The sequence below is a fragment of the Citrobacter sp. MGH104 genome (genome assembly GCF_001034485.1).
GTDB lineage: Bacteria > Pseudomonadota > Gammaproteobacteria > Enterobacterales > Enterobacteriaceae > Citrobacter > Citrobacter freundii.
Genome location: NZ_KQ089818.1, coordinates 1,578,672 through 1,599,106 on the forward strand (window position 1 = coordinate 1,578,672; position 20,435 = coordinate 1,599,106).

Sequence of the window (20,435 nt, forward strand, 5' to 3'; positions counted from 1 at the left end):
AGCCCGCTTGTTCACACCTCCCCCAGCCCCTGCCATTTGTGGTAAATTGCGCTTCTTTTTGTTTATTTTATAGTTGATACGTTCAAATAATGTCGAAATTTTGGTCAAAAGAAGAGACTCTCTGGAGCTTCGCACTATATGGGACTGCCGTCGGCGCAGGAACCCTATTCCTCCCCATACAGCTGGGTTCTGCAGGTGCGGTGGTGCTGTTTATCACCGCTCTCGTCGCCTGGCCTTTAACCTACTGGCCGCACAAGGCGCTGTGCCAGTTTATCCTGTCTTCAAAAACGTCGGCTGGTGAGGGGATCACTGGCGCGGTTACACACTACTACGGCAAGAAGATTGGCAGCCTGATCACCACCCTCTATTTTATTGCCTTCTTTGTGGTGGTACTGATCTACGCCGTGGCGATAACCAACTCACTCACTGAACAGCTGGCAAAACATATCACTATCGACCTGCGGATCCGCATGCTGGTCAGTCTGGGCGTGGTACTGGTGCTGAATTTAATTTTTCTGATGGGTCGACAAGCCACTATCCGGGTGATGGGCTTTCTGGTGTTCCCGCTCATCGCGTACTTTTTGTTCCTTTCGCTCTACCTGACCGGAAGCTGGCAGCCAACGTTACTAACCGGCCAGATGTCTGTCGATCAGCACACGCTTCATCAGGTTTGGATATCTATTCCCGTGATGGTTTTCGCTTTTAGCCATACGCCAATTATCTCCACGTTCGCCATCGACAGAAGAGAGAAATACGGCGAGCAGGCCATGGGTAAATGCAAAAAAATCATGAAGGTAGCCTACGTTATCATCTGCCTGAGCGTACTGTTTTTCGTTTTCAGCTGTTTGCTTTCGATTCCGACAAACTATATCGAAGACGCGAAAAATGAAGGTGTGACCATTCTTTCCGCGCTGTCGATGATGCCTAACGCACCGGCATGGCTGTCGATTTCCGGGATCATCGTTGCCGTCGTAGCGATGTCAAAATCGTTCCTTGGCACCTACTTTGGCGTGATTGAAGGGGCAACGGAGGTAGTAAAAACATCGTTGCATCAGGTGGGTGTGAAGAAAAGCCGGGCCTTTAACCGCGCTTTGTCCATCATGCTGGTCTCGGCTATCACGTTTATCATCTGCTGCATTAATCCTAATGCTATTTCAATGATTTACGCGATTAGTGGGCCGCTGATTGCCATGATTTTGTTTATCATGCCGACATTGTCTACCTATCTGATCCCGGCGCTGAAGCCATACCGTTCAGTGGGTAACCTGATCACCCTGATTGTCGGTCTGCTGTGCGTATCTGTGATGTTTTTTGGCTAGAACGTGTTGCTTAACGGCTCATTTTCAGAAAGCATCAACCAGTGTTGGCGGAGGTAATAAACATGTTATCTCAGAGAAAGGATTCCGTTCACCTCATGTTCATCGTTTCTCTGAAGCACCGATTCCTGTGAACGTGCAAGGGAGGCTCACCGCCGCCTCCCTTGCAACCCAGGCTCCCGGCGGGAAAATCGTCGCTACGCGATTCATTCGTCTTATTCCGTCTGCCTGTCGGGTCGGGGCCGAGCCTGCGTCCATGCAGCCCGTCCCCTCTGTCCGCATCCCTGCGGACAGCCCCGGTCAGACGTCAACTCCTCATCGATTTTCAGCCGGACCCGAGTCATCGCTTCAACGCTCTGATTTCCAGTTAAATCTGTTTTGCTGTTCAGACCAAAAACGCAGATGGTGAGGTGTGGGCTGGTCCGGCTGAAAATTGCCGACGTGTTTCCGTAAGCCCGGGAGAGCCAGCATGGATGCTGGCTCAGGGCGCGCTTTGCAGGGACGCTACCTCGCGCCCGACCCGGTAGCCTGGAGGAATAAGCGGAGGGGACCGCGGAGCGGCAATTTTCCCGCCGGGAGCCGGGATTGTAAAGGGCGTGGCGAAGAACGCCCTTTACACGTTCACGGGTATCGATGCTTCAGAAAAATAACACTGCTGAGGTGAACGGAACCCTGAGAAAGAATCACATGTTCACCCTACATGCTTAACTGGACGGTATTGAACGTGGATGAGCCGTTAAACTGGCTTATTTGATGTACGAATCCAGTACTTTCAGAATCACATCCAAATCTTCTTCGCGCTTAATTTCATCGCCCTGATGCACAATGTGCTCGGTCAGATGACCTTTAATCACTTCACGCATTAATCCATTTACCGCCCCGCGGATCGCCGCTATTTGCTGCAATACCGCCGCGCATTCATGCGGTTCATCCAGCATGGTTTTCAACGCCGCTACCTGCCCCTGAATCTTGCTGGTTCGGGCTTTCAGCTTTTGTTTGTCGCGGATCGTATGTGACATAACTTTACCTTTTTAACATCTGGCTGTAAGGACAATACCATCGACATTCTACTGGGGGGTAGTATTTGATACTGGGGGGGAGTAGAATCAGGCGAAATTAAACAACTAAGAATCATTCTCATGGGTGAGTTTTCTACGCTTCTTCAGCAAGGCAACGCCTGGTTTTTCATTCCCAGCGCGATTCTATTAGGTGTGTTGCACGGTCTGGAACCAGGGCATTCCAAGACGATGATGGCGGCCTTTATTATTGCTATTAAGGGGACCATCAAACAGGCGGTGATGCTGGGGCTGGCAGCAACGCTGTCGCATACCGCCGTAGTATGGCTGATTGCGCTCGGTGGGATGTATATCAGTAAAGCGTTTACCGCCCAGGCCGTTGAGCCCTGGCTGCAATTTGTCTCGGCGATAATTATTCTCGGGACCGCATTCTGGATGTTCTGGCGAACCTGGCAGGGAGAGCAGAACTGGCTGGCCCAGACGCATCACGACCACGATCACGGGCATCACCACCACCATGATCATGACGACCATCACCACCATCATCATGACCACGATGACGATCATCACCATCATCATCACGAACACGAGCATAATCACGACCATGGCGCACTGGCCGGACTCACCGAAGGCTCAAAAGAATATCAGGATGCCCACGAACGGGCGCATGCCACCGATATTCAGCGCCGCTTTGCGGGCAAAGAGGTCACCAACGGCCAAATATTACTGTTCGGTCTGACCGGCGGGCTGATCCCGTGCCCAGCTGCCATTACGGTACTGCTGATATGCATCCAGCTCAAAGCCTTCACGCTGGGCGCCACCATGGTGCTGTGCTTTAGCCTCGGGCTGGCGATAACGCTGGTAACAGTGGGAGTGGGTGCGGCAATCAGCGTGCAGCAGGCAGCCAAACGATGGAGCGGATTTAACACGCTGGCACGCAAAGCGCCCTATTTTTCCAGCGTGCTCATTGCAATGGTCGGCGTATATATGGGGATTCACGGCTATATGGGGATCGTCGGTTAATATATGAGAGCGCAGCAGCGATAGCCGCTGCGCGGAAAACCAAACTAGCTTGCGACATTCCCCCACACCAGTTGCCCTTTATGGAAGGTCGCAGTGCGTGGGGAGATTCGCGCGACCGCTTCCGCTGAGCATGAGGCATCTACCAGCACAAAGCTGGCTTCATCCTGCGCTTTCGGCCAGACGCGCTCACCTTTATCGTTAAGCGGCAGCACATCACCGGTAGCGAGGAACAGCGCCCGCGACAGATTAAGTTCATTCGGGCGAATATAGAGCTGCGCGTACAGATTCGCCTTTTCCAGCATGTCTCCCAGGCCGTACGGCGACCAGTGATCAATCACGCTGTCGGTGCCGGTAATCACTTCCACGCCTTTATCGCGCAGCTGTTTTAGCGGCATGTGCATCGTGCCAATCGGCACCGTCGAGGCAATGGTAATCTGCTGCGCCGCCATGCGGGTTGCGAGTTCATCCACCTGCTGTTCGTTCAGCGTAGACAGCGCAAACGCGTGGCTGATGGTCAGTTTGCCCTTTAACTGCGGCGTTTTCTCCACCGTTTCTACCATGTAATTCACCGCCGCCACGCCCGCCGGACTGGTTTCATGCAGATGGATATCCACGCCTTTGTTGTAATCGAGCGCAATCTGGAACATGGTATCGAGTGATTTTTCCATCGCCCCATCCACGCTGGTTGGGTCCAGACCGCCGACATAATGCGCTCCCGCCTGCATCGCTTCACGCATTAGCGGTTCAGATTTTGATAACAGCAGGCCATGCTGTGGAAATGCCACAATTTCACAGGCAAAACCCGGCTGGCGACGCGCCAGCACCGCCTGCAGGTTCTCCAGGTTTTTCAGTCCGGAAACCGGTTCTATGTTGCAGTGGCTGCGGGCAATCGAGGTGCCTTTTGATTGCAGCAAATCGATCAGCTTTTCCGCCCGCTCCTGGGTGTAAGGCTGGAGTTCAGGCAGCAGCTTTTGTTCCAGGCGGATCATATCCTGAATGGTGGTACCCGCCGGACGGTTCAGCGAACGCCAGGGACCGCCGTAAAAGGTTTTATCCAGATGGATATGCATGTCGCGCATGGCGGGCAGCATCAGCTTTCCACCCGCATCGTAGTGCGGCAGCGTCGCATCCGGATGCTGCTTATTCTCGCGCAGCGCAACTATTTTCCCGTCCTGGATTTCAACGGTTTGCAGCGCGGTACGGGTGTGCACCACCACTGAGTTTTCGTAATCAAACCCCGCTTCCAGCAGGACGTTATCCAGGTAATAGTGCTTATCGTTAATCGTCATTGTGCTCTTCGACCCGCAGGTGTTCCCGACAGGATTAGCAGCATACGCGACCGGGGCGACTGCGCCAAACAGCGCGGCAGCAGTGACCATTTTTCCGCTCTGGCTTAAAAATTCACGGCGGCTGTTACTTTCCTTCATTCGCATCTCCTCTCAGGAATGGACAATATGGGTGCCCGTTTCGCCGCGCAGTGCGGCGGGCAGGCATTCCGGCGTGGTGATGATCACTCGTTTACCGCCATGCTCCAGAAACGCCAGGCTGGCAACAATCTTGGGTAACATGCTGCCCGGCGGGAAATGTCCCTCCTGCATGTAACGGGTCATCGTTGCGACATCCACCGTATCCAGCGTCTGCTGGTTAGGTTTGCCAAAATGAATACAGACCTGCTCGACGCCGGTGGTGATCACCAGAATGTCGGCACGGATCTCCTGTGCCAGCAACGCCGTGGAGAGATCTTTATCAATCACTGCATCCACGCTCTGGTAATCCCCCTGATCGCTACGCACCACCGGGATGCCACCACCACCCGCACCAATCACTACAAACCCCTGCTGGGTCAGCGTTTTGATCGCCTCTGCTTCAACAATACGTTTTGGTTCAGGGGAAGCCACAACCCGGCGGTAGCCACGCCCCGAATCCTCAACAAAGCGCCAGCCCGGATTGACCCGCAGCAACTCATCGCGCTGCGCTGCATTAAAGAACGCCCCGATAGGCTTGGTCGGGTTAGCAAAACCGGGATCGTTTTTGTCGACCTCCACCTGCGTGACCACCGTGACCGCCTTCTGCTCGCCGCGTCGTGCCAGACGGTTGTTCAGCGCCTGTTGGATCAAATAGCCGATGCCCCCCTGCGTATCTGCGACGCAGTTTGCCAGCGGCGTCAGCGGCAAGCCCTCCCGTTCGTGGGCAATCTCCGCGCGCCGCAGATCCAGCCCCACCTGCGGCCCGTTACCGTGTGTCAGCACAATGTTGTAGTCCGATGCCAACATCTCCAGCACCGTATCCGCCACCGCCTTCACCGCTTCAGCCTGGTGCTCAATCGACTGGCTGGCGTTATCTTTGATAATGCTGTTGCCGCCAATGGCAACGACCACAAGTTCTTTCATAGTGTTATCTTCCGCTTACAGGCGATTCAGGTCGTTTTCGTCGGTTCCTGCTCAGGCGCAGTCACCGCTTCACGGCTATCAAGAACATGCTTGAGGACAAACATGCCGCTCATCATCAGGTAGGCCACAACAAACATCATCGAGCTGCCCTCAGCAAAGCCAACTGCCGGGGAGTGGATCACGCCAAACAGCGATAACAGTGCCCCAAAGGCTGCGGCAATCGCCCCGCGCAGCGGCTTATTCATAATGGCGAAGATAGCAACGCAGCCCCACAGCATACTGGCCAGCGGCGCACCGCTTCCCAGATGCACCAGTCCGTCGTAATAGACACCTTTGCTGTGCAGTAAGTCGCTACCCAGTTTCCCCGCAGATGTTCCGGCAGCGCCCATCACGCTGTTAACGATGGTCAATGCCCAGTTAGCGATCCACGGGAACAGGCAGATGAAGATGACAGGAACCTCGACTTTGGGCGTTTCTCGCACCACCTGGTTGGCGGTCACCACGCCGATAAACACCAGAATCGGCACTATCGCAGTCATCGGAATAATGGCGAGCATAAACGCGCCCAGGCCAAACAGCGGTACCAGGAACATGGTGATGCCTGAAGCGAGGGTATAGCCGATGCTGGCGCCCATCGCTTTCCAGCCCGCATGCCCAACATACACGGTCACCGGGAACGGGTTGCCCAGCATGCAGCCAAGCATGGAGGCAAAGCCGTTCGCCATCATCACCTTACGGGTGTTGTACTCATCCCCCGCCGCGTGCGCACTTTCAATGTTCTCAAGGTCGAAAATGTAGTTCGCCAGACCCAGAGGAACCGCAGAAGCCAGATACGGCAGTGCATGCGGCAAACCTTGCAGGAAGCTGTCGACATGAATTTCCGGCGGGTTGAAGCCAAAGGAAGACATCGACGCTTTAATGGCTTCCGGGCTTTGTAAACCGGAGATCCACGCCAGGGCCGTACCGGCAATCAGCAGCAGCAAGCCGGTAGGAATGCGGGCAAAAATCGGCTTCTTACCGAACCAGTTAATGAAGATCAGCAACAGGACGATGAAGGAGACGGTCGGCGCTTCGAATGCCTGCAGCATCGGGTTCATCGCCAGCAGCAACAGTCCCAGGCCGGACAGACAAGAAAGCAGTACCGTACGTGGAATCATCTTGCGGATGGTCTCGCCCAGGAAGGAGCCGCCGACCAGGATCAACGCTTCGACAAAGCACCACACCAGGGCTATCTGGATAGCAAAGTTGGCATCTTTGGTTTGCTGATAAACCGGCATCAGTACCAGGAAGGTTACGGTAAAGATTGACGGTGCGCTCGGTCCGGACGGCAGCGCCGTCACATCTTTACGCCCGGTGTGTTTTGCCATCTGCAGGCCAAACCAGGCGTAGCAGACGCTGGCCACCAGCACCGCCAGACCAAAGGCAGGCGCAATGCGACCATAGACAATTTCGGTAGGGATCCCGACAACAAAAATGAGCAGCCCCATCATTGTCAGCAGGTTAGTCAGGTTGTTGGTCATCAGCCCAAAGTAAGCTGCCCAGTCACCACGTTTCCATTCTAGTTTTATGCTGTTCATGGAATATCCTTAACAGGTTAAGCATCGTTTGCGATCGCGGAGATCGCCCAGCCCTGCAGGTAAGCAACGTTTTTCGCTTCGCTACTGTGGGGCTAACCGCGTTAGCCCCGATTGTTGTTATTGGCAGTAGCGGTCGCGCCAGTTGAGGATCGCCTTTTCAAAACAGGCGAACGGCGGGTGGACTATTCCGGCGCCGATCATGCCGATCCCCGCATCTTTGTGCGCAATTGCGGTGTTAATCACCGGCAGAATGCCGGTGCTGCCCACGCGCGTAATATCGATAGCGGTCGGTACGCCCATAAAACCAAGCAGCGGAATGGTGACGTTGGGGTTTTCGCCGAGAGTGATTTCACGCATCTGGCGCGAGAAATCAACGGCCTCTTCGACCGTACCACCCACCAGTGCCACGATGGCCGGCGCCGTCGCCATGGCGAAACCGCCAATGCCGTAGGTTTCGGTGATCGCGCTATCGCCAATATCACGTCCGGAATCTTCCGGCTTGTAGCCTGCAAACATCGGGCCAATCACCTGCTGCGCCGGACCGGTAAACCACTGACCCGGTAAGCCGCTGATGCGCAAACCGAACTCAACACCGTTTCGCGCCATCGTCGTCACCACGGTGCTGTATTCAATGCCGTGGGCGGCGTCCATTGCGGCTTTACACATCGCCATCCAGGTCGGTCCGGAGAAGTAATCGCTGCTGAGGACAAATTCAAACACCTCACGCTGCTGCTCAACCGGATAACCGGTCTGAATAATCCACGGCGTCAGCGCCTGAATCAGCAGCGCCGTCCCGGCGTTGTTGCGGTTATGACACTCATCGCCCATGTGCAGCGCCTGCGCCAGCATCAGGCGCAAGTCTATTTCTCCCGCCAGCTTCATGGCGTCGCGCAGCATCGGTCCCAGCACATCACGCATCCAGTTCAGACGATCAATAACGCTCTGATCGTTCGCGCCCATACGCAGGATCTTCGCCATCTGCTCGCTCATATTGGTATATGCGCGGTTGCCGTAGGTTTTGTTCTCAACGATGTGCATAAACATCGACGCTGACGTCACACCCGCCATCGAGCCAACGCAGTCATGCTCGTGACATGGTGAGAAGATAATTTCACCCGAGGCGGCCAGTTCGGCAGCTTCATCCAGATCTTTCGCCAGTCCTTCAAACACCAGCGCCCCGGTTACCGCGCCCTTCATTGCACCGCACATTTTTTCCCAGCGGATTGGCGGCCCGGCGTGCAGGATGGTGTTGCGGGTCATCCCCGGCACGACATTGATTGCCTGGTCATAGCCAATCAGCACCGGATGCGACTGGATAATACGTTCCAGCGCCTGCTGGTTAGCGGCAGCGATTTTGTCTGCTAGCGGCGAATCGGCAATCTCGTCCAGTGCAGCAACCACCTGCATGTTGCCCTGGCCCGGCGGCGTCCAGTCGAGTTGGGTCACGGGAACGTTCTGCTTTTTCAGGTCATCGCTGAACATCGCGATACCGACATTAATCACATTCAGCGGCTGGTTAAACAGTGTCTGGCTCATCAGGCTTCCTCCCCTTTACAGATAAATTCACGCGCCAGCAATCCGGTGTTGGTGCTACTGCTCGCCCAGATAACGCCCGCATCAGTCAGCATCTGACATTGTTTTTCCAGCGACGGCGTATCAAGATCGGTCCCCAGCACATAGCCGAGGATCTCAAGCGGACGACCGTCTGCGTCGGCGATCGCTTTGGCTTCAACGATCGCGTCGAGCATCACGCCAACCGGATCTTCATGCGATCCAAAACCAAGGACGAAGTCCATCACGATCACGCCGACTTCAGGATCGCGCGCTTCCTGCAACAGACGACTAATGCGGTTGGTGGGATCGATCATCGGGTGCGGTTTACCGTTGGTAAAATCGTCATCACCGAAATCGAGGAAGGTATGCGCCACGCTGCGGTTGAGATCTTGCAGGCGGAACGCCGGGTCCGGATGAATGTTGCTGTAAACTTCGGCATGTTTTTCCATGGCAGCAAACATCGCCTCATCGCACAACGTGCCACCGCAGAACAAGCCACGGATGTACTTTTGTTGCGGGGTCAGACGGGCGCGAACCTCTTCAATCAGCGGCCAGTTGAGCGGATGCAGATCCAGGCTCTCTTTTTTCACGCCGGTAAGTAGTACCGCTTTCAACGCCGCCTCTTTAGTACCGCGGGCAAACTGCAGGCCTTTTTCATCCGCAGGCGCGGCTTCACGTCCGAGGAAACACACCACCACGGGCTTATGACAGGCGCGCGCACGTTCCAGCACCTTGCGCGCCACCGCTGGCGCAGGAGGTTTGGAGATAAGCGCGATGATCTCAGTTTGCGGATCGGCCTCCAGCATGCCAATCGCGTCAAGCATCATCAGGCCGCCAATCTTCTCACTCAGATCGCGTCCACCGGTGCCAATCAGTTGGGAAATTCCGCCGCCAAACTCGTGAATGCGTACGCTCAGCTCCTGGCTACCGGTACCGGACGCACCAATAATTCCGATGTTGCCGCGACGCACTGTGTTGCCAAAACACAGCGCCGCGCCGTTAATGATGGCGGTTCCGCAGTCTGGCCCCATCATCAACAGCCCTTTTTCGTGCGCCAGTTGCTTAAGCGTCAGCTCGTCTTCAAGAGAGACGTTGTCAGAGAACAACATCACGTTGAGGTTATTTTGCAGCGCCTGACGCGCTTCACGCGCGGCAAACAGGCCGTTGACCGAGATCACCGCCAGGTTGCTGTCGGGAACGTGCTTCTTCGCGCTGGCGAGCGTGGCATAGCGCGCTTCGTGCTGGCCACCCTGCTCTTTATGCGTAAACAGATCGTCAATCGCCACCAGCGTTTGCGCGTTTGCTTCGTCGCTCGCGCCTTTAATGACAATCATCAGATCGCCACTCTTCGCCTCTTCCAGCTCAGGCGTGAGCAGGCCGAGATTCTTCAGTACGCCCTTATTCATTTCTGTCGCCATAGCTACGAACGCCTGCTCAACACCATCGAGCTTATTTGCGCGCGTGGAGATAGACATCAGTGAGACAGAATCAAAATACGTGTTCTTTTTAACAACTATCCTGATCGACATAATTCCCTCCGGACCTGTGGCTCAGGGCGCAGGCATCCGCCATGCCATACAGCATGTCGCAGCCAGAACTTGAGCCAATATTTTTAATGTCAGTAATATATTGCGTAGAAACGGGTTGTTGCTCAGTAATAAATTGGTTCAGCAGCCGTCCAACACTTTCCCGATAACGCTGATGAAAAGCTTCCTCTAACGTTATTTTGCTGAGTAGCGTCGTATTATTTCCGGCATATTGTAAAGCTGCTAAAAAATCTTCACGATATTTCCTCAGCGGATGTCCAGGAATAAATAGAATAGTGCTTAGGCCCACTAAATAATCATCCGATGAGGGCGTCAGACCAATCCCCAAACCAATTAAATGGCTGACCGCTGTAGAGATATTTTCTCCTGTACGCAACGCCGTCAGTAATGTTTGTCGGCGGTTGTGTAATTGACGGGTGATTTCCTGAAAAAACGGATTGTCACCCTGATACAGAAATAATGTGTCGTCGCTTCTTAGCTGTTGGCGGATAACCTCTTCCCAATGCTGCCAGCCGACTGCGGCAAGACTTGCTGCATCAGATGTCCACCGTGGTATTCGCCACAGCAGGCAACCGGCGGTTTCTATCCATTTATCATTGCCAACAACTATTCCCGACCCGCTAAAATTGACCAGCTCACCGGGATGAAACAGGTCTTCACAATGCGTCAGCGCCAGCCGACAGCTGTTAGGTGCGTTATCACAATCTTCACTCAGTAACGTCAGCAACCGCTGCTGTTCAGGTATCAACAGGTTTACCGCGTGGGAAAAAACCTGTTCAACCCGCCCCGTTCCCCGGAAAGTGAGAAACGCGCTGTCTGCGGTTAGCGCCCGTACGCATCGCCGTGATGGCGTAGCGATAATGGCGCTCCTGTGTCAGGCTCCGGCCGCAATCAGCAGCTCGGCAATTTCGTGGTACCCTTTCTCTCGCGCCAGTTCCAGCGGGGTTTTACCGTATTTATCCGTCATGTGCGGATTTGCGCCATGGTCGAGCAGCAGCTTAACGATCTCCTGCTGCTTCGCGCCACCGTCATTAAGTACGATGGCTTCCAGGAGCGGCGTCCAGCCAACAAAATTAGTATGGTTGACATTGATATCGGTACGCAGCAGCAGCTCACGCACGATCTCAACATGGCCTTTTTCGCTGGCTGGCGTAATACCGACACCGCCAAAACGGCTCAGACAATTAAGGTCAGGGTTAGCCGGTAATACCGTACGCAACAGCGTTAAATCATTCGTCAGGCAGCTAATCAGGAAGGGGTTAAAACAAGTTTGATCTTGTTTATTAATATCGGCACCCTCAGCAATCAATAAAGAAACACAGTCATAATGTTTATTCAGGCTGGCTATAATAATGGCAGTACGCCCCTGGCGGTTAGTGGCATTAATATCCACATTTTTTGCCAGACAGGATTTTAATCCATCGGCATTGCCCTGTTCTGCCGCCAGCAGAAATTCAGTAATGAGTTCTTTCTCTGACATAATCGCTCTCCTGCAGTTTTTTAGACTTTTTAAATATCCGATAACCTGAGAATAGCAACAGAGTGCAGAGAATAACATCCGCTTAAATTTCATTCATCGTAAGCGCATCGATTATTGAATCAATTTTAACAATGAGAACAAAACGTGCTGTAGTGCAATCTTTCCCTTATGGCTGGGACCCTTTTAGCCACTAATCAGTAGTCCGGTGAATCAGGCGGTATGCTGCACGGATAGCGGCCTGCAATTAAAATACAGAAGTGTGATTGCCTTCAAATCAAATGTAAAACTAGTGTTAAATTTTGTTCAAAACTGATTGCTCTGTATAAGGATTACAAATACATTCAACAATCATCGTGTTGCGGATGCGCATTGTCGCCGGAGGGGAGAAAGATGAATTCAATATTTACCGAGGAAAACCTGCTGGCGTTTACGATGGCAGCCCGCTACAGCAGCTTTAGCAAGGCGGCTGAAGAGCTTGGCTTAACCACATCTGCAATTAGTTACACCATTAAGCGCATGGAAATGGGTCTCGACGTGGTGCTGTTTACCCGCAGTACTCGCAGCATTGAACTGACCGAGTCCGGGCGCTACCTGTTTCGCAAGGCGACCGACCTGCTCAACGATTTCCACGCCATCAAGCGCAGCATTGATACCATCGCTCAGGGCATTGAAGCCCGGGTACGCATCTGCATTAACCAGCTGTTGTATACCCCTCAACATACAGCGCGGCTGCTGCAGGTACTCAAGAAACAGTTTCCAACCTGCCAGATAACCGTCACCACCGAGGTGTATAACGGCGTCTGGGATTCGATCATCAACAACCTGGCTAATATCGCCATTGGCGCGCCCGATACGTTACTGGATGGCGGCGGAATTGATTACACCGAGATCGGCGCGATCCGTTGGTCGTTTGCGATTGCCCCGGATCATCCCCTCGCCTTTATGCCGGAACCCATTTCTGAGAGCCAGTTACGCCTGTACCCGAACATCATGGTGGAAGACACCGCACACACCATCAACAAGAAGGTCGGCTGGCTGTTACACGGACAGGAGTCGATTCTGGTTCCCGATTTTAATACCAAGTGCCAGTGCCAGATCCTGGGTGAAGGCATCGGTTTTCTGCCGGACTACATGGTGCGCGAGGCGATGGAAAAGTCGTTGCTGGTGACGCGGCAGATCCACAACCCGCGTCAGGATTCACGAATGCTGTTGGCCACCCAGCATTCGGCAACCGGTCGTGTAACTCAGTGGATTAAAAAAGAGTTTGGGCCACAAGGGATACTGACGGGGATTTATCAGGATCTGCTGCATCGGGAGTGATGAACCGGATGGCTGTTATACCTTCCGGTACACATAAGATGATCAGGCGCGGATATCGTCGTACTCGCGGGTTTTATCAAATTCATGTTTGGCAAACGGGCACAGCGGAATAACTTTGCGGTTTTCAGCGCGCATCTTCTCTACCACTTTCGCCACCAGCTGTTTGCCGACGCCCTGACCTTTCAGGCTGGGGTCGACATCGGTATGTTCAATGATGCTCAGATGCTCGCCCGTCGGCACAAATACAATCTCGGCAACCTGGTTGCCCTCAGCATCATTGACATAAAACTTGTTGTGGCCTGCAAGAATTTCCATGGTCCCCTCACTCATTTCTGGCGATATTTCAGCGCACCGCTCGGACAGGTATCGATGACCTTGATGACCGTCTCGACATCCACTTCATCCGGAATGATCCACGGTTTACGTTTCAGGTTAAACAGTTTCGCGCTTCCCCGCACGCAATTGCCCGAATGCTGACATATCGCCGTGTTGAAATAGACGTCAATCTTCTCGCCGGTATAGGCCCGGTAACCTGCATCCAGTAGTTCCTTATCCACGACATTGCCTCACATTTTTTTATTGTCTGGGTCTAATCATAGACCTATGCGAGGCTGAAGGAAGCTGCTGAAAGCAGAAATATCACTCGGGCCTTTTCTGCAACAACGGCTGCTGCTCTGGTGGCAAATACTCCAGCATCGCAGGCGTTGGCGGCGGGAGGCGGTTATCGGCAATATCCCTATCCACATCGATATGACTGATTTCGCCATTCTCATGATGGTGGACCGTCAGCACCCTCGCCTTGTTCAGTTCCGTAACCAGCTCCCGGGTAATACGCAAACTTTCTGCCAGCTCATGGTCTTCCAGCCCGGGTCTGCGACTGCGGCGTTCCACCCGAAAACGAAACTGGTTGTACTTAGCCCAGCCAATCAGCACCAGGCCGTTGACCAGGGCGACAAGGATATAAAACGTGACCGTATCCAGCGTGGTGAAAAAGGGTCGCACCCCCATATACGGTGAATGCGCCAGGGCCGTGATCAACCCTTTATAGATCAGGTATAAGAAACCAACCCAGGCGATGAGCGTCAACAACACATCGATAATGCGAGGCAGCAGACGCCGCTCCGTAAAGATCAGTGGCTGATTCACGATTCGATCCTCCCAATTCCACGGTCAGGACTCACCCAACGCGCTCTGCCGCGTTTGCGTTTGAGCATCACTTTCGGGAACGCGACCAGTGTGGTGAACAGGCTTAGCATCCAGTACACCACCGGGAACCAGATAATCCAGAACAACGAGGCGCCAATGCCTTTTTCATAACGTCGTTCAATCATCAGGCTCACCGCAAACTGCAGCAAGCACACCACGCCGAGGATAAGTCCGGTAAAGGCTGGCGGGAACAGATGCTGCACATACAGCGAGTCCGGCATCGGGATCATCAGCCCTAACAGGAACAGCACGATACTGATCGCATAGGCAAACGACCAGGCGGTAGAAAAACAAAACTCAAGAAACAGCGGCCACATGCGACGGAACTCCCACGACCACAGACGACGCATGTTAACGATAAACACCTCTGCACCACCCTGCGCCCAGCGCAAACGCTGCTTCCACAACCCTTTTAACGTTTCAGGCATCAGGATCCAACACAGTGCGCGCGGCTCAAAGAATACCGACCAGTGGCGCAATTGCAGCTTCCAACTGATATCGATATCTTCAGTGATCATGTCCGGGCTCCAGTAACCGACCTCGGCCAGCGCGCGACGACGAAACGCCGCAACTACGCCTGAAACGGTAAAGATCTGCCCATAGACTCGTTGAGTACGCTTAATTAAGCCGATAATGGAAGAGAACTCACCGACCTGCACACGGCCGATTAACGTAGAGCGGGTTCGAATACGCGGATTCCCCGTCACCGCACCAACGCGCGGGAACTGGATCAGTGGAGCCACAATATAGGCAACGGCATCACGATCCAGTAACGCATCGCCATCAATGCACACCAGGTAATCGCTGCGCGCCGCGGCCGCACCGGTCTTGAGCGCCAGCGCTTTGCCCTGGTTTTCAGCCAGATGAATCACCCGCAGGCTGGGGTATTCCACTGCCAGTTGTTCCAGCACGTCGTGAGTGTCATCCGTTGAACCATCGTTGATGGCAATCACTTCGATATTCTTATATCGCTGTGCCAGTGCGGCCTCAATGGTTTCACGCGCGTTGATCCCTTCGTTAAAACAGGGGATCAGAATGGAAACCAGTGGATTCCCCGGCAGGGTCGGTGGTGGCGTGTCATCTCCCCATTTCCAGTGACGTTCACGGTAAAACCAGAAATAGACTCCGCCGCTTATCCACAAAGCAGACATGAACAAAGGCCAGAAGAAGACGAAGTTCAACATCACTTCACCTGTAAAGATGACAGCCACGCCAAACGGCAGGCTGAACATCAGGCAAAGTATCAGGAAAGCAATAATGCGATCGGTCATTTTTGCGGATACCAGTATGAGGAGAACGTCGAGCGAATCTCTGACATCTCAGGTTTGTCGCTGATGAAATCATCCGGGTAATAGCCGTAGTTACCTGCACCGCTTAATTTCAGCTGGCGCATCCATTCGGCTATTTGTTTTCCGCTGATTTCAGCCTGATCCCCGGATTTACGCCAGTCTCGTGCCTGCAGTTCAAACACGGTTTTATCCAGCGCCCCAGGGTTTTGTGCAACGGCATTCACCAGTCGGTCAAGCCATGCGTTGGCATCATTGGCCGGGATCTGTTCCATGAATGGCATCGCCATCGGCGCCGTCCAGTCATAGGTATTGAGGAAATCATTCAGGTTTTGTGCAAACCAGGCTTCACTTTCAGGCTCCAGTACCGGCATGGCGTAAATATTGCGCGCAGTTTGCACCTGTGGACCGCGAATATTACGCACAGACTGGGTCAGCTGTTTGGTGAAGTCGATCAGCATCTTACTTTTCAGGCGCGTCCAGCGCTCGAACGCCTGAGGATTATTACGTATTTGCTCGATACTGCCCGGAAGCCCTGCGGCACGGTAGGCGGCTAACGCCTCCGGTGACGCATCTTCAAAGTCCGTCAGGAAAGCATCGTCATGAAACAAAATACCTTTGAAGCTGGCGTGTTTCGCCAGGTCTTCATAGATTTCAGTGATGCGCTGACGCGCTTCGCTGCTCCAGGGTGAAAGGCGGACATAGTTCTCGTGATTGATAGCAGTACGTCCCGTTTTCGGATCCCATGCGGTTACGCGTGGAATAGACGCGTCGAGATCGAAAGCCAGAACCGGCATCCAGGCATATACCGTCACCCCTGCCCGCGTTTGTAATTGCCAGGAGATATAGTTAAAGAGATCGGCACGCATCGGCAGCCAGCGGTTGGGGAAATAGACCTCACGAATATTCCCGTCGCCTTGCGGATCGGCGTACGCCTGCAGGAAGACATGAGAAATACGCATGTCATAAACGCGCTGGATCAGCTTATCGATATTTCGCTTCTGCTGAGCAGGGTCCTTGTCATATACGTAATCCAGATCGACATGCATCACGCGCATCGTCTGTGGCTCACGGACCTGAGCGACCTGACTGGCAAAGTGCTTAAGGGATGGGTTATCAGAGATCAGCACGCGCGGAATATCATCGAGAAACGCGGCATTCGCCAACCCTTCATTAAGCGTAAAGGCCATCTTATAGCCATGCTCTTTGGCCAGGTTTAACGTCGTGCCGTTGGCTGCGCCGTACGGCCATACCCACGCGCGCGGCGATTTCCCTGTCACCGATTTGATCTTGTTAGTGATCAGAGAAATATCCGTGTTTATACGTCGCGTGTACTGTTCGTCCGTTTCGTAAGTGCCGGTTTTCTTATCATACAGGCGGTTCGCTACAGCTGGCTCTTTACTCCCCTGCGGATTGGCCTCAGCGCCAAAGTGCGAGTTCCAGGTGTGCGCACCGACTTCCACCAACGGCGATTTCCCCATTTCTTCGACCATTTTCCAGGTGGCGAATTTATCTCGCGCTGTCATTAAGCCGCCAAAATCGACTTTTTTGTTGGCTGGCGCATCAACCCAACTGCCTACTGGCGCCCAGAGAGCAGGCCAGTTGTAGGCTTTCAGCAATGGCCAGACGCGGGTATAAAAACTGCTATACCCGTCATCAAAGGTGAGTAATACCGCTTTTTCCGGCAGTACAATTTTACCGTCATGGGCATCCAGAATTTGCTGCACGCTGATCGGCTGATAGCCATTATCACGCAGCCAGGCCATTTGGTCGCTCAACGCGCTGGTACGCACAGAGAGGTAACGCTGGTCGGCAGCACCATCTTCAACATCGTGATAACCCAGTACCAGGAAACTATTTTTCGGCCACTGATGATCCGCCGTCAGCGGTGTTCTCTCCCCAGGAGGAACATAGCGAGGCGTTGTATTGTGCGCGCTGCTGCACGCGGTAATCATCAACCAGCCAGCGATTAATGCGCTAAGCCACAGGGATCTTTTCAGCATGAACAATCCTTAAAACCTGACATTTAAATCGAAAGCGAGGGAGATATTCCGCTCACGTTTACCGTCATAGGGGCGTTTATCCCAAATCAGCATCACCCCGCCATCTACGACGTTGTTCCATTTAAGCCGTTGTCCGTATCCTACCTGGACGATAGCGCCTGCATCTTCACCTTGCTGCCAGTAGCCACCTACGCCTGCCAGACCTTGCTGCGTCCAGACGGTATCATAGTGGCGGTAAAGAACCTGCTCAGCGCTCAGGCCAGGGACAACCGAAAAATCACTCTTTGGGTTGTAATACGGCACATTCTCTTTGGTGTTGGTGCTCCCGCCAATGCCCGGCGTAAAGTCCAGCGTGAAGCGAGGCGTGGTCCAGATGCGCTCTTTTCCGCTGAGTCCGTATTCGATGCGATCGTTACCGTCTGAGAAATGTGATGCAGCAAACGACAGTTGATATTCACGTCGTTCGTTTTGATACCAGCGAACGAACATATCGCCGCCGTTGGCATACACACCGCTACGCAGCGCGCGCAATGGCGTATTACGCGACAAGCGCTCGGCCGAACCGCCTACGCGCCAGTTGTCATTGAAGTCATGCCAGCCGGATAGACGCCCCCCAATCTTCTGACCATCGCCATAATTTCGGCCAGACACTTCCATTTCCGCCCAGTAATCACGGGAAGTCCATTCTGCACCCGCCGCCAGATCGCGGCTGATGCCCTTCCCTTCCTCAAATTCACCGGTAGCGAAGTTGAATCCAGTAAACAGTCGCCAGTTGTCATTAATCGGCGGACTGTAAATAGCCGTGTTGATGTTGAAGTCATTCTTACCGCTGACCGGGCTATCGGACGAGATCCCCTGCGTGCCACTAATGCGCACTTCCGACATTTTGTGGACATCACGAATACGCGCGAGGCGCAGCGTCGCTTCATCATCCGGGCTACGGGCAATAACGTCATCCGTCAGTTCATCGGCCTGCTTCCATTCCTGGAGATCCAGCGCAACGTAAGCCTGCTGACGCTCCAGCTCCAGGTTGCTTGGCTCAATCACTTCCGCCAGCTTAAGCTCTTTCTCCGCCGCATGCGGCAATCCACGCGCTTCAAGCACAGAGGCATAGGAAATGCGCAGTCCCTGGTTACCGGAGCCTGTTCGTGCCAGATGCTCTGCGAGCTTTTCTGCCTCTGGCAGTTCATTGGCAGCGATATGATATTGCGTCAGCAGCGACTGTCCGAGCAGCCAGTTATCGTTAGGCTGCGGCGTTGGCGAGCCATAGATACGCCGCAGATACGGACTCTCTTTGATCAAATCATCGACTTGTTTTTTGGCAGCATCGAAGTTTTCATTATCAATGTGTGCATAGAACAGATCTTGTTGATCCTCTGGACTGAGCGGCGTCACCGGAATAGGCCCATTCGGGTAGTAGATGCTCGCCAACATCGCTTCGGTTTTTTCCGGCTGACGCTCGCTTAACCATGCTGATGCCACCCAACGTTTTGCGTAGTTTGGTACTTCGCCGCTTGCGGAAAGGGACTCATATTCCTCGATCACTTCGGCAGTACGTTTACGTACCAACAGGGCACCCATACGGTCTATTCTCGCCCGGCGGACATCATTCTGCGCAGACGGCTCATCTTTCCAGGCCGCCAACAACTGGTCATAACGGGCCAGCGCTTTATCTGCTACGATAAAACGTTCTTCTTCATTACGTGCGGACGTATAAGAGGATCGGACCATTTCAGCCGCCGCATCAAGCTCAAGGCGACGCTTCACAGGATCTGCCGTGGGTACGACTTCCGCCATATTTAAGGCTGGTCCGGAAACACGGTTCGCTGACAGCGCAGACAACAGCGTGGATTTTGCATTTTTGTTGCCAGGATCGACGTCATCCGCCTGGCTGGCAACCAACAGCGCGTCCCAATTTTTCCCCTGAGAATGATATACATAGGCAAGCAATGCGTCGGAATCTGCGCCCGGATGCGCCTGAGCCCATTTATTCGCTTCGGTAAGGGCTTGCTGATTGTAGCGCGCATCTGCCAGCGTCATTATCCAGCCGGTGCGTACATCAACGTTATCAGGTTCTTGCTGTAAAACGCGTTCCCACACCGCCAATGAATCATTCCAGTTTTTCTGGTTACGATACGCACGCGCTGCGGCGACTTTTCCCCGTGCAGGTACATCCATCTGCCCACGATACCGCTGCCAGATTTCAATTGTTGTTTTATCGTTGTTCTCAACCCAACTGGAAACTTGCAGCCAGTCGGCAACCTGGTTTGGCGTTAGCGCACTTTTCTTTCCCTGATCCTCAAGGTAGCGCAATAGCGGCGCACTATTCCCCCCCCGCGCTTCAATAACCAAAGCATCATAATCTGATACCGCAGCAGAGATTTGCATAGGGAAAAGAATGCTGGCCGTAAATAAACAGCTTACGGACTTAAAACGTTTAATGAAGTTGGCATGTCGACGCATACTGAACATATCTGCCCTTATATCTTACATCAGAGTAAAAATAAGCGTTTTCAATAAGTTAAGGTCAATCCCTGACGATTGCCGACCATGTAAGATGCACTGCCGCTTATTTCGTAATAGGGTTATAAAGCAATTAATTCTTTCGTCTTATTGACGACCCGCACTGCGTCCTCTAATCGTTGAGCAGGAGGCATAAACTCGGGAATTTTATCACTCCATGTAGTTCATGGCTACGTAATAAGAAAAGTCTTAGT

General features: G+C 53.4%; 17 protein-coding genes. 3 read left to right on the forward strand and 14 right to left on the reverse strand.

What is annotated here, in order from left to right; translation table 11 throughout:
- Positions 1-89 precede the first annotated feature (89 nt).
- Entirely contained in the window at positions 90-1,319 is a 1,230-nt protein-coding gene (locus SK34_RS07345; RefSeq protein WP_048218539.1) for an amino acid permease, read from the forward strand.
- A gap of 743 nt (positions 1,320-2,062) precedes the next feature.
- Here SK34_RS07345 and rcnR read toward each other — a convergent pair.
- A complete protein-coding gene (rcnR, locus tag SK34_RS07350) occupies positions 2,063-2,335 on the reverse strand; it encodes a Ni(II)/Co(II)-binding transcriptional repressor RcnR (protein ID WP_003033900.1) in 273 nt (90 codons plus the stop codon).
- 120 nt (positions 2,336-2,455) lie between these two features.
- On the opposite strand from rcnR, the gene SK34_RS07355 reads away from it, so the two are divergent.
- Complete coding sequence (locus SK34_RS07355; RefSeq protein ID WP_048232734.1) at positions 2,456-3,355, forward strand: nickel/cobalt efflux protein RcnA; 900 nt, start codon at positions 2,456-2,458, stop codon at positions 3,353-3,355.
- 44 nt (positions 3,356-3,399) lie between these two features.
- On the opposite strand, the gene SK34_RS07360 is transcribed toward SK34_RS07355, so the two are convergent.
- The 7 genes from SK34_RS07360 to SK34_RS07390 form a co-directional block, all read right to left on the reverse strand.
- Positions 3,400-4,782 carry an amidohydrolase family protein gene (locus SK34_RS07360; protein WP_048218541.1) on the reverse strand — a complete coding sequence of 461 codons (1,383 nt, stop codon included), beginning with the start codon at positions 4,780-4,782 and terminating at the stop codon, positions 3,400-3,402.
- Positions 4,783-4,794: 12 nt separating this feature from the next.
- Positions 4,795-5,745: a carbamate kinase family protein gene (locus tag SK34_RS07365; RefSeq protein WP_048232735.1), complete on the reverse strand. Its 951-nt coding sequence runs from the start codon at positions 5,743-5,745 to the stop codon at positions 4,795-4,797.
- 26 nt (positions 5,746-5,771) lie between these two features.
- Complete coding sequence (locus SK34_RS07370) at positions 5,772-7,322, reverse strand: hypothetical protein (RefSeq protein WP_003840986.1); 1,551 nt, start codon at positions 7,320-7,322, stop codon at positions 5,772-5,774.
- A gap of 117 nt (positions 7,323-7,439) precedes the next feature.
- Positions 7,440-8,858, reverse strand: coding sequence for a YlbE family protein (locus SK34_RS07375; RefSeq protein ID WP_003033887.1), 1,419 nt, complete (start codon positions 8,856-8,858; stop codon positions 7,440-7,442).
- Positions 8,858-10,405, reverse strand: a complete 1,548-nt coding sequence (fdrA, locus tag SK34_RS07380; RefSeq protein ID WP_048232737.1) for an acyl-CoA synthetase FdrA — start codon at positions 10,403-10,405, stop codon at positions 8,858-8,860. The genes SK34_RS07375 and fdrA overlap by 1 nt, the downstream gene beginning before the upstream one ends.
- A complete protein-coding gene (locus SK34_RS07385; protein ID WP_003840990.1) occupies positions 10,383-11,171 on the reverse strand; it encodes an oxamate carbamoyltransferase subunit AllH family protein in 789 nt (262 codons plus the stop codon). The genes fdrA and SK34_RS07385 overlap by 23 nt, the downstream gene beginning before the upstream one ends.
- A 126-nt stretch (positions 11,172-11,297) precedes the next feature.
- A complete protein-coding gene (locus SK34_RS07390) occupies positions 11,298-11,903 on the reverse strand; it encodes an ankyrin repeat domain-containing protein (protein ID WP_003033877.1) in 606 nt (201 codons plus the stop codon).
- Positions 11,904-12,293: 390 nt separating this feature from the next.
- Here SK34_RS07390 and SK34_RS07395 point away from each other — a divergent pair, with 390 nt between their 5' ends.
- Positions 12,294-13,223, forward strand: a complete 930-nt coding sequence (locus SK34_RS07395) for a LysR substrate-binding domain-containing protein (protein ID WP_003033874.1) — start codon at positions 12,294-12,296, stop codon at positions 13,221-13,223.
- Between the two features lie 42 nt (positions 13,224-13,265).
- Here the strand turns inward: SK34_RS07395 and SK34_RS07400 are convergent, their stop codons facing one another.
- The 6 genes from SK34_RS07400 to pgaA all read right to left on the reverse strand — a co-directional run bounded on the left by SK34_RS07400 (position 13,266) and on the right by pgaA (position 20,190).
- Complete coding sequence (locus SK34_RS07400) at positions 13,266-13,538, reverse strand: GNAT family N-acetyltransferase (protein WP_003033869.1); 273 nt, start codon at positions 13,536-13,538, stop codon at positions 13,266-13,268.
- Positions 13,539-13,549: 11 nt separating this feature from the next.
- The gene (gene yjdI, locus SK34_RS07405; protein WP_003033864.1) at positions 13,550-13,780 is read right to left on the reverse strand and encodes a 4Fe-4S mono-cluster protein YjdI; all 231 of its coding nucleotides are present in this window, start codon (positions 13,778-13,780) and stop codon (positions 13,550-13,552) included.
- 82 nt (positions 13,781-13,862) lie between these two features.
- Positions 13,863-14,369: a poly-beta-1,6-N-acetyl-D-glucosamine biosynthesis protein PgaD gene (gene pgaD / locus SK34_RS07410; RefSeq protein WP_003840995.1), complete on the reverse strand. Its 507-nt coding sequence runs from the start codon at positions 14,367-14,369 to the stop codon at positions 13,863-13,865.
- Positions 14,366-15,700, reverse strand: coding sequence for a poly-beta-1,6-N-acetyl-D-glucosamine synthase (pgaC, locus tag SK34_RS07415; protein ID WP_003033859.1), 1,335 nt, complete (start codon positions 15,698-15,700; stop codon positions 14,366-14,368). Before pgaC ends, pgaD begins: the two co-directional genes overlap by 4 nt.
- Positions 15,697-17,718, reverse strand: a complete 2,022-nt coding sequence (gene pgaB, locus SK34_RS07420) for a poly-beta-1,6-N-acetyl-D-glucosamine N-deacetylase PgaB (RefSeq protein ID WP_048232738.1) — start codon at positions 17,716-17,718, stop codon at positions 15,697-15,699. Before pgaB ends, pgaC begins: the two co-directional genes overlap by 4 nt.
- Positions 17,719-17,727: 9 nt before the next feature.
- Positions 17,728-20,190 (reverse strand): poly-beta-1,6 N-acetyl-D-glucosamine export porin PgaA, encoded by a 2,463-nt coding sequence (gene pgaA / locus SK34_RS07425; protein WP_048232740.1) that lies wholly within the window; start codon positions 20,188-20,190, stop codon positions 17,728-17,730.
- Positions 20,191-20,435 lie beyond the last annotated feature (245 nt).

Excerpts from the sequence above, each read along its gene's own strand:
- rcnR (WP_003033900.1), bottom strand. The coding sequence starts at position 2,335 with ATGTCACATACGATCCGCGACAAACAAAAGCTGAAAGCCCGAACCAGC.
- SK34_RS07395 (WP_003033874.1), top strand. The coding sequence starts at position 12,294 with ATGAATTCAATATTTACCGAGGAAAACCTGCTGGCGTTTACGATGGCA.
- SK34_RS07355 (WP_048232734.1), top strand. The coding sequence starts at position 2,456 with ATGGGTGAGTTTTCTACGCTTCTTCAGCAAGGCAACGCCTGGTTTTTC.
- SK34_RS07375 (WP_003033887.1), bottom strand. The coding sequence starts at position 8,858 with ATGAGCCAGACACTGTTTAACCAGCCGCTGAATGTGATTAATGTCGGT.
- SK34_RS07345 (WP_048218539.1), top strand. The coding sequence starts at position 90 with ATGTCGAAATTTTGGTCAAAAGAAGAGACTCTCTGGAGCTTCGCACTA.
- pgaC (WP_003033859.1), bottom strand. The coding sequence starts at position 15,700 with ATGACCGATCGCATTATTGCTTTCCTGATACTTTGCCTGATGTTCAGC.
- SK34_RS07400 (WP_003033869.1), bottom strand. The coding sequence starts at position 13,538 with ATGGAAATTCTTGCAGGCCACAACAAGTTTTATGTCAATGATGCTGAG.
- pgaB (WP_048232738.1), bottom strand. The coding sequence starts at position 17,718 with ATGCTGAAAAGATCCCTGTGGCTTAGCGCATTAATCGCTGGCTGGTTG.
- SK34_RS07390 (WP_003033877.1), bottom strand. The coding sequence starts at position 11,903 with ATGTCAGAGAAAGAACTCATTACTGAATTTCTGCTGGCGGCAGAACAG.
- SK34_RS07365 (WP_048232735.1), bottom strand. The coding sequence starts at position 5,745 with ATGAAAGAACTTGTGGTCGTTGCCATTGGCGGCAACAGCATTATCAAA.
- SK34_RS07370 (WP_003840986.1), bottom strand. The coding sequence starts at position 7,322 with ATGAACAGCATAAAACTAGAATGGAAACGTGGTGACTGGGCAGCTTAC.
- fdrA (WP_048232737.1), bottom strand. The coding sequence starts at position 10,405 with ATGTCGATCAGGATAGTTGTTAAAAAGAACACGTATTTTGATTCTGTC.
- SK34_RS07360 (WP_048218541.1), bottom strand. The coding sequence starts at position 4,782 with ATGAAGGAAAGTAACAGCCGCCGTGAATTTTTAAGCCAGAGCGGAAAA.
- pgaA (WP_048232740.1), bottom strand. The coding sequence starts at position 20,190 with ATGTTCAGTATGCGTCGACATGCCAACTTCATTAAACGTTTTAAGTCC.